Annotated in this window: 9 protein-coding genes; 4 read left to right on the forward strand and 5 right to left on the reverse strand. The window is 64.5% G+C overall.

Annotated features, from left to right (window positions below; all coding sequences use genetic code 11):
• The first annotated feature begins 86 nt into the window (after positions 1-86).
• Positions 87-1541: a cobyric acid synthase gene (locus GEV37_RS14230; RefSeq protein ID WP_227390931.1), complete on the forward strand. Its 1455-nt coding sequence runs from the start codon at positions 87-89 to the stop codon at positions 1539-1541.
• Between the two features lie 11 nt (positions 1542-1552).
• Here the strand turns inward: GEV37_RS14230 and GEV37_RS14235 are convergent, their stop codons facing one another.
• A complete protein-coding gene (locus GEV37_RS14235; RefSeq protein ID WP_227390932.1) occupies positions 1553-1993 on the reverse strand; it encodes a RidA family protein in 441 nt (146 codons plus the stop codon).
• A 160-nt stretch (positions 1994-2153) separates the two neighbouring features.
• On the opposite strand from GEV37_RS14235, the gene GEV37_RS14240 reads away from it, so the two are divergent.
• Positions 2154-2702, forward strand: coding sequence for a hypothetical protein (locus GEV37_RS14240; protein WP_227390933.1), 549 nt, complete (start codon positions 2154-2156; stop codon positions 2700-2702).
• 1 nt (position 2703) lies between these two features.
• On the opposite strand, the gene GEV37_RS14245 is transcribed toward GEV37_RS14240, so the two are convergent.
• Positions 2704-3882 (reverse strand): vWA domain-containing protein, encoded by a 1179-nt coding sequence (locus GEV37_RS14245; protein WP_227390934.1) that lies wholly within the window; start codon positions 3880-3882, stop codon positions 2704-2706.
• A gap of 3 nt (positions 3883-3885) precedes the next feature.
• Entirely contained in the window at positions 3886-4731 is an 846-nt protein-coding gene (locus GEV37_RS14250) for an AAA family ATPase (protein ID WP_227390935.1), read from the reverse strand.
• Positions 4732-5282: 551 nt separating this feature from the next.
• Between GEV37_RS14250 and GEV37_RS14255 the strand changes: the two genes are divergently transcribed.
• Both GEV37_RS14255 and GEV37_RS14260 read left to right on the forward strand, forming a co-directional pair.
• Complete coding sequence (locus tag GEV37_RS14255) at positions 5283-5891, forward strand: OmpW/AlkL family protein (protein WP_227390936.1); 609 nt, start codon at positions 5283-5285, stop codon at positions 5889-5891.
• Positions 5892-6010: 119 nt separating this feature from the next.
• Positions 6011-6787 (forward strand): TatD family hydrolase, encoded by a 777-nt coding sequence (locus tag GEV37_RS14260; protein ID WP_227390937.1) that lies wholly within the window; start codon positions 6011-6013, stop codon positions 6785-6787.
• A gap of 23 nt (positions 6788-6810) precedes the next feature.
• Here GEV37_RS14260 and pepQ read toward each other — a convergent pair whose 3' ends face one another.
• A complete protein-coding gene (pepQ, locus tag GEV37_RS14265) occupies positions 6811-8109 on the reverse strand; it encodes a Xaa-Pro dipeptidase (RefSeq protein ID WP_227390938.1) in 1299 nt (432 codons plus the stop codon).
• A 9-nt stretch (positions 8110-8118) separates the two neighbouring features.
• Entirely contained in the window at positions 8119-9030 is a 912-nt protein-coding gene (locus GEV37_RS14270) for a LysR family transcriptional regulator (RefSeq protein ID WP_227390939.1), read from the reverse strand.
• Position 9031: the final 1 nt, after the last annotated feature.

Below are 9031 nucleotides of genomic sequence, written 5' to 3' on the forward strand. Positions count from 1 at the left end.
CGAGCCCGGCGGCAGGTGCGCGTTGCAGAGCCTGCCGCCGCCCGTTAGAGTTCGCCCTTTCCTCAAGGCATGAAGAGAAGGGGCGAATGACCACGCTGATGATTCAAGGCACGACCTCGGATGCGGGCAAGAGTACGGTGGTCGCCGGGCTTTGCCGCGTGCTCAAGCGCCGAGGCGTTCGCGTTGCTCCCTTCAAGCCGCAGAACATGGCGCTCAACAGCGCCGTGACCGAGGATGGCGGCGAGATCGGCCGCTCCACGGCGCTCCAGGCTCAGGCAGCGGGCGTTGCCCCGCACAGCGACATGAATCCGGTGCTCTTGAAGCCCGAAAGCGAGCGCGGCGCCCAGGTCATCCTGCGCGGGCGAGTCCACGGCCATATAGATGCGCTTGGCTACCATGGCTTCAAGCAGACCGCCCGGGTGAGCATGCTGGCCGCCTGGCAGGATTTGAGCGCGCGTTTCGATGTCATCATCGCCGAAGGCGCTGGCAGCCCCGCCGAGATCAACCTGCGTGCCGGCGATATCGCCAACATGGGCTTCGCCGAAGCCGCCGACTGCCCGGTGCTGCTGGTGGGTGACATCGACCGCGGCGGGGTGTTCGCCCAGCTCGTCGGCACGCTCGAGCTCTTGAACGCCAGTGAGCGCGCCCGCATCCGCGGTTTCATCGTTAACCGCTTTCGCGGCGATATCGACCTGCTCACCCCGGGGCTCGAGTGGCTCGAGGCGCGTACCGGCAAGCCGGTGCTCGGCACGCTGCCGTTTCTCGCCGGTCACCTGCTTGACGCAGAGGATGCGGTCGCGGCCACCCAGGCCGAGAAGCACGCGCAAACTTTGAACGTCGTCGTGCCGCGCCTGCCGCGCATCAGCAACCACACGGATTTCGACGCCCTGCGGCTGCACCCGCAGGTGGCGCTGACCTTCGTCGGCGAGGGCGAGCCGATTCCGCCGGCGGACGTCATCATCGTGCCCGGCAGCAAGAGCACCGCGAGCGACCTGGCCTGGCTTTCACGCCACGGGTGGCCGGAGGCGATCGATCGTCACCTGCGCTATGGCGGCAGGGTGCTGGGGATCTGCGGCGGTTTTCAGATGCTCGGTGAGTGGGTGGAGGACATGGATGGGCTCGAAGGTCCGGCGGGCCGCGTGCCGGGGCTCGGGCTCTTGCCCCTAACCACGCGCATGGCGCCCGGCAAGCAGCTGCGCAACGTGACCGGCACGCTGGCAGGGGAGAGCGCGCGGGTCACGGGCTACGAGATTCACAACGGGGTGAGCGAAGGTGCGGCGCTCGCAAGGCCGCTGTTCGATCTGGGGGATCGCTTCGATGGCGCAGTAAGCGACGACGGCCAGGTGGTGGGCACCTACCTGCATGGCCTGTTCGATCATCCCGAGGCCTGCGCATCGCTGCTGGCGCGTCTGGGCCTGGTAGCGCCCGCGCCCGTTGACTATACCGCCCATCGTGAGCGTGAACTCGAGCGCCTGGCGGATACCCTCGAAGCACATCTGGATATCGAGCGGATCATCGCCCTGCTCACCAAGGGCTCTTGACGCAAGGTGGACTACTCCGGGCCGGTGTCCTCGTCGCTGCGCGGCGTGCCCGGCGGCGTCCTCGCTTGACCTGCGCGGCTTGCCATCAGCGTGATCTCCACACGGCTGGTGCCACTCAGCTTGGGTGATTCGGTGCAGGTACGCGCCGGGTAGCGACCAGGCTCGAAGAACTCGGCGTAGACACCGTCGAGCTTGTGGATCTCGGCAAGATCGCTAAGGTGGATATCGACGCGCACCACGTCAGTCCAGCCAAGCTCCTCCTGACGCAGCATTCGCTCGAGCTCACGCATCACCCGGCGAGTCTGCTCGGCGGTATCGAGCGTAGCGGGAATATCGTCGGCGATATCGGCGATGGTCAGCCCGGAGATGAACACGTAGTGGTCGTCGACCACCATGTGGCTGCCGGGGAAATCCGGCTTGGGCAGCGTCGGGTCGTTGATGAACTGGGGCATGAGCACTCCTTGTCGGCCGGTGAAGACGTCATACACTGGGTGCGACAAGGAGGGCGTACAAGGGTTCAGCCGTGGCGCTGGCGTGCGTTGCCCGAATGCTCTAGGCTTGCGGGCTTTGCCCCGCAGGCGCGGGGGTTACTCGAAGGCAAGAGAGAGCGTCATGAAGGTTGTTCAAATCAAGCAGGCCGATGCGCGCCGCGCGTGCCTGGCCAGGCTGTGTGCCGAGGTGTACGGCCACCGGGCCGGGCTTACCCCGCTGGTGGAGTTCACCGGTACCCTGAACGTGCTGTTCGCCAACGAGAGCGCGCGTCTCGTGGCCGGCGTCGGGGCCCAGGGCGAACCGCTGGCGCTGGCCCTTCTCGTACTCGACGAGAAGGGCGAAGGCATGATGCTGCGCCTGGCCTGCGAGCTGGTCGAGGGTGCCAAGGCGCGCCTGGTGCGCGAACTCGTGCTGAACGTGCCGCTGCGCGTTCTGGCGGCAACGCCCAGCGAGGAGGCCTTCTATCAGGAGTGCGGCATCCAGCGCTGGTTCGACGGCGAAGAGGGGCAGCGCATCGGCGTGAGCGCCCGGCACCCGGCCACGCTTACCCCCACGCTCTCCTTCGATGCGGCGCGTATCCTGCGACGCTTCAAGCACGACCCCAATGCGTTCGAAAGCGCCAAGCAGGCGTTTCTCGACGGCCTGGACACGCTCCCCGAGACGCTCTGACTCATCGGGCGAGTTCGCGCATGGCGCGCTCGAGCCCTTCGACGCTCAACGGGTACATGCGCTCGCCGACAAGCTCGCGAACGAGCCCGGTCGAATAGGTGTATTGCCAGGTGTGTGCGGGGGTCGGGTTCAGCCACACGAGCTTGGGAAAGTGCCGGGTCAGTCGCTCGAGCCACACTCCGCCGGGTTCCTCGTTTACGTGCTCGACGCTGCCTCCGGGGTGGGTAATCTCGTAAGGAGACATCGCTGCGTCGCCGACCACGATCACCTGGTAGTCCGGCCCGAAGGTGCGCAGCAGCTCCTCGGTGGGTAGACGGTCGCTCTGGCGGCGGCGGTTGCTCTTCCATACGCTCTCGTACAGGCAGTTGTGGAAGTAGACGTAGTCGAGGTGCTTGAACTCCGAGCGCGCCGCCGAGAAGAGCTCCTCGCACAGACGCACGTGATCGTCCATCGAGCCGCCCACATCGAGAAACAGCAGCACCTTGACGGCGTTGTGGCGCTCCGGACGCATCTGCACGTTCAATAGCCCTGCATCACGGGCGGTCTCGCGAATGGTGGCGTCGACGTCGAACTCCGCTCGCGCGCCCTGGCGGGCGAACTTACGAAGCCGGCGCAGCGCCATCTTCAGGTTGCGCGTGCCAAGCTCAAGGCTGTCGTCGTAGTCGCGAAAGCGCCGCTCGTCCCACACCTTCACGGCGCGGCGATGGCGCGAGCCCTCCTGGCCGATACGCATGCCCTCGGGATTGTAGCCATAGGCGCCGAAGGGGCTGGTGCCGCCGGTGCCGATCCACTTGCTGCCGCCGGCGTGGCGCTCCTTCTGCTCCGCAAGGCGCTGCTTGAAGGTCTCGATCAGCGCCTCCAGTCCGCCCAGCGAATCGATTTTGGCCTTCTCCTCTTCGCTTAGCTGGTTCACGAACTCGCGGCGCAGCCAGTCGTCGGGAATCAGCGCCTCGATAGCGCCCTCCAGGCTTTCGAGCCCCTCGGACCAGGCGGCGAAGGCGCGGTCGAACCGGTCGAAGTAGCGCTCATCCTTGACCATCACCGTGCGCGCGAGATGGTAGAAGCTCTCCATGTCGGCGAACACCACGCCGCGCTCGACCAGCGCGTGCAGATCCAGAAGCTCGCGCAGCGAGACCGGGACGCCGGCGCGTTTTAGTGTCTCGAACAGACCAATGAACATGGCTCAGCGGCCTGCGCGGCGCATCATGAAGGCGAGGCGCTCCAGCAGATGGGTGTCCTGCTCGTTCTTGACCAGCGCACCGGCCAGGGGCGGCAGCGTCTTGGCGGGGTCGCGGTGGTAGAGCGCATCGCGCGAGAGCTCGTCGCTCATCAAGAGCTTCAGCCAGTCGACCAGCTCCGACGTCGAGGGTTTTTTCTTGAGCCCCGGCGCCTCGCGCAGCTCGAAGAAGACGTTGAGCGCCTCGGAGACCAGGCGGGGGGCGATGCCCGGGAAGTGGACATCGACGATGGCCTGCAGCGTCTCACGGTCGGGAAAGTCGATGTAGTGGAAGAAGCAGCGGCGCAGGAAGGCGTCCGGCAGCTCCTTTTCGTTGTTGGAGGTGATGACGATGATCGGACGCTGCTCGGCGCGCACGGTCTCGCCGGTCTCGTAGACGTGGAACTCCATGCGATCCAGCTCCTGGAGCAGGTCGTTGGGGAACTCGATGTCCGCCTTGTCGATCTCGTCGATCAAGAGCACCACACGCTTGTCGGCACGAAACGCCTGCCAGAGCTTGCCGGGGCGAATGTAGTTGGCGACGTTCTCGACGCCCTCGATGCCGAGTTGGGAGTCGCGCAGACGACTCACCGCATCGTACTCGTAGAGCCCCTGGGCGGCCTTGGTACTGGACTTGATGTGCCAGGTGATCAGCGCGGTGTCGAGCGAGCGCGCCAGCTCCTCGGCCAGCAGCGTCTTGCCGGTGCCCGGCTCGCCCTTGATGAGAAGCGGGCGCTCGAGCGTCACGGCAGCATTCACCGCCTGCTTGAGGGCCTCGGTCGCGATATAGGATGGGGTGGAGTCGAACGCCATGAAGCTCCCTCTGTCTCGTGATGTAATGGCTAGTATGCGTAGCCACGCCGACCGCTGGCAAGGCGAAAGCAGGGCGCGACAAGCGCGATCGCGATTCACGGCCAAGGCGTCAGGATGTGAGTGCAATCTGATGATGCACTACGGCATTTTTCTGCGCGGCGCTGGTGCACGAAGAGAGTGAAAACGTTTATGGCAATACGGCCAATCTCATTTTTATTCTATATTTTGTTGATTATATTAATGTTTTAAAAAGATGGCACATTGATCGCTATATATTTGGCAAGCGGCAGACGAACAGAGTGGGCCTTGAGTGACTCTTCCTTCGCTGCCAGGTCGCCGGAAGGTTCGGCGACACACCGAGTGAGCTGGCGTGCTCCACCTGGGTCCCCTTCGGGGGACCTTTTTTTGTGCATAAAAAGCAGTCGACCAGACGCAAATATTATAAAGAAGTTCCATCCAAAATTTGGAAACAGTGTTCGATTGGTATATATTGTATAAGAACGTCGGATGCACCGGCATCAATCCCTGGCAAATCGAATAGGATGACCCCCATGAAAAAAGTTAAATTCCTGTCTGCCGCCGTGATTTCCGCAAGCGTCTTGATGGCTAGCCAAGCGGCCCTGGCTTTCCAGGCGGGCGATACCTTCGTTCGCGGTGGCTACTCCAAGACCGATACCGGCTCCGGCAATGGCAATGTCGCCGGTGACTCCCTCAACGTGCAGAACGAAAGCGGCTTCACTTTCGGTGCCGGTTACCTGTTCACCGACAAGGTGGGCATCGAGCTGAACAGCTCCGAGAAGTTCGATCATCGGATCAATACCGCTTCCGCCGGTGACATCGGCAGCGTTGATCGCCTGCCGGTCAACCTGCTGGTCAACTACTACCCGCTGGGCGGCTTGGATTCACGCGTTCAACCCTACGTCGGTGCTGGCTTGAACTACACCCGTTTCTCCGGCGAGCCGAGCAACGTCGACGTGCGTCGCAGCTACGGCGCCATCGGCCAGGCCGGTGTCGACCTGGCGGTCACCGAAAACGTCTCGCTCAACAGCTACGTGAGCTACGCCGATGTCGACTCTGACATTCGCGTGGGCGGCGAGACCGTCGGCAAGGTGGACATGGAGCCCGTCACCGTCGGCGGTGGTGTGACCTTCCGCTTCTAGCATGTGACGATCGAGTCCTTCGATCATCCTGAAACGCCCGGCGAATGCCGGGCGTTTTTGTGTACTCTAATGACCTGTTTCCCGGCGTGCCTGTCGCGCGCATATTCGAGGAGAAGCCCATGGCGCCGACCTTCGTCGATACCCACTGTCATTTCGATTTTCCGCCGTTCCACGGTGACGAATCCCGTAGCCTGGCACTCGCCCGCCAGGCCGGGGTGGAAAAGATCATCGCAGTGGGCGTCACGGCCGCACGTTTTGCCGGCGTGGTGGCATTGTCCGAGCGCTATCCCGAGATCCATGCAGCGCTCGGCATTCATCCCATGGCGATCGGTGACTACCGCGACGAGCACCTCGACGAGCTCGAGGCATGGCTTGCCAAGCGCCCCGACAAGCTCGTGGCGATCGGTGAGATCGGGCTGGATCTGTACATCGACAACCCCCGGTTCGAGCGCCAGGAAGTCTTGTTAAAGGCGCAGCTGGACTTGGCGCGGCGCTTCGATCTGCCGGTGATCCTGCACTCCCGGCGTACCCACGACAAGCTCGCCATGCACTTGAGACGCATCGACGTGCCGCGATGCGGCGTGGTTCACGGTTTTGCCGGCAGCCTGCAGCAGGCGCGCGCTTTCATCGAGGCGGGCTATTTCATCGGCGTGGGCGGCACCATGACCTATGAACGCGCCACCAAGACGCGCAACACCCTGGCTGCTCTTCCGCTGTCGTCACTGCTGCTCGAGACGGACTCGCCGGACATGCCGGTGCAGGGCTTTCAGGGCGAGCCCAATCGCCCCGAGCGCATCGCGCGTATCTGGCAGAGCCTGTGCAAGATACGCCGGGAGCCGCCGGAGGAGATCGCCGTGACTCTGCGCGACAACACCCGGCGGCTGTTCGGTATCTAGACGTGGCAAGGCATGGGTGAGCGTCAGGGGGTCAGGTTCTCGAAGCCTGATTCGGTCACCAGCACGTTATCCTCGATGCGGATGCCCCCACAGTTGATCAGCGCGTCCACCCGCGGCCAGTTGATCGCCACGCCACGCTCCTTGAGAGGGGCCAGCAGCATGGGAATGAAGTAGAGCCCAGGCTCGATGGTGACCACCATGCCCGGGGCGAACGTGCGCGTCAGGCGTAGTGCCGGGTGCTGGGCGGGCGCTGGTTTGGGCTCGCCTTCGGGCGTTCTGAGCCCGGCCACGTCATGCACTTGAAGCCCCAGCGAGTGGCCGAGCCCGTGCGGGCAGAAGGCGCGGGTCACGCCCTGCTCGACGGCGCTTTCGGCGCTGTCGAGATAGAGATCGAAACTCACCAGGATATCCGCCAGCCGGCGATGCATGGTGTCGTGCAGCGCCAGATAATCCACTCCCGGGGCGATGGCACGTACCAGCTCGTCTTTCAGGCCGTGCATGGCCACCACCAGCGCGGCGAAGGTTTCCGGCGCGTCCGGCCCCACGTGCGTGCGGGTGATGTCCGAGCAGTAGCCGCGAAAGCGGTGGCCGGCATCGACCAGCAGGCTATGGCGTTGGGGTGGCGAGGTCAGGTCGTAGTGCTGGTAGTGCAGCACGCCGGCGTGGCCGTTCAATCCGATGATATTCTGGTAGGGCACCTTCGACTCGCGCTGGCGGCTGGCGCCGAGGTAGGCGAGCTGGATGTCGAGCTCGGCGCTGGCGCCGATGAACGCCGCCTTCGCGGCGTGGTGGCCCGCCATGGCCAGCCGGTTGGCTTCGCGCAGGCAGGCCACTTCGTAGTCGGTCTTGGTCATGCGCAGCTCGTCAAGGGCCTTGATCAGCCCTTCGGGCATCGCCTCGGCGCCGAGCGCCTGGCGCTGCTCGTCACTGAGTCGCTCGATGTCGCCGATCGCCGCCGCGCGGCCGGTCATCTGCGGTAAGGGCGGCTCGGGGCAGAGCGTGATGTCGAAAGCCTCCACCCAGGGCTCGTCGGGCAGCACGGTGGTGAGATGCCAGAAATCGTTCGGCGCATGCAGCAGCAGGGCGGGCTTTTGGCCGGGCGTGATGATCACCCAGCTGCGCTGGATGTCCGCCATGCCGACCCAGTGCATGAAGTGGCCGTAGCTCTGGAAGGCCGGGGCGTGATCATCGGCAAAGAAGGCATCGGCGTGGCCGCTGTAGATCGCCAGGCTGTCGAAGCCTTCACGGGCCAGCTTCTCGGCATAGGCGTTCTGCAGGTGCTGCAGGTGGTCGTGCTGAAGGTCAAACAACGGGTTGGACATGTCGATCCTTTATAGGCGTAGCGATGGAAGCTCGCTCCAGAGCTTCTCGAGTTCGGCGTGGTGCTGGCTCTGGTGACGATACAAACGCAGCTCCATCGGCACGTCCCAGCGTCTGTCGCCGGCACGCACCAGTGCGCCGCTGGCGAGTTCGCTTGCGACGTTGCGCTCGGGCAGCCAGCTCATGCCGTAGCCCAGCAGCACCAGCTCCTTGATGCCCGCAGCGTAGAGATTCTCGCTCTGGGGGCTAAGGTAGGAGCTTTGCGACAGCCTCGCCAGGTGCGCCTTCACCGCCGAGCCCAGTAGCCCCCGTTTGGGATAGGCGAGCCAGCGGACCGGCTGCTGATAGGTACCGGGAAGCTGGGTGGTAGGCTCGCCCTGGTCGGTGGGTGCGGTGACCGGAATCAGCCGTTCGAAGCCGATGACCCGGTGCACGCAGGCGCGGGTATCGATATCCAGGTCGCAGCGCCCCACGGGCCAGTAGCAGATCGCCAGATCGCACTCGGCGCGCGACAGCGCCTGGAAGTAGTCGCTCGCCACCCAGCCGGTGGCGCGAAGATAGGGCTGGATACGCTCCTGCCAGCCGATGCTCGACAGCCACTCCGGCAGAAAGTGCGGCAACAGGCTCTGCGGCGCGGCGACCATGATGCGCCGCTGCTGGCCGGCATTGATCTCGCGTACCCGGTCACGCGTCAGACGCACCCGGTCGGTGATCTGCTCGCACAGGGTCAGAAACTCCTCGCCCGCCGGCGTCAGCGACAGCGGCAGGGTCTGGCGGTTGATCAGCGTCACGCCCATCTCTTCTTCCAGGAGCTTGATGCGCCGCGAGAACGTCGGCTGGGTGACGTGCTGCTCGTCGGCGGCGCGAGAGAAGTGCCGCGTTCTGGCCAGGGCGATGAAGTCTTCTAGCCAGCGAAGTTCCATG

Origin of the sequence: Vreelandella malpeensis, from assembly GCF_020622355.1 — a bacterium.
In the GTDB taxonomy this organism is placed as follows: domain Bacteria; phylum Pseudomonadota; class Gammaproteobacteria; order Pseudomonadales; family Halomonadaceae; genus Vreelandella; species Vreelandella malpeensis.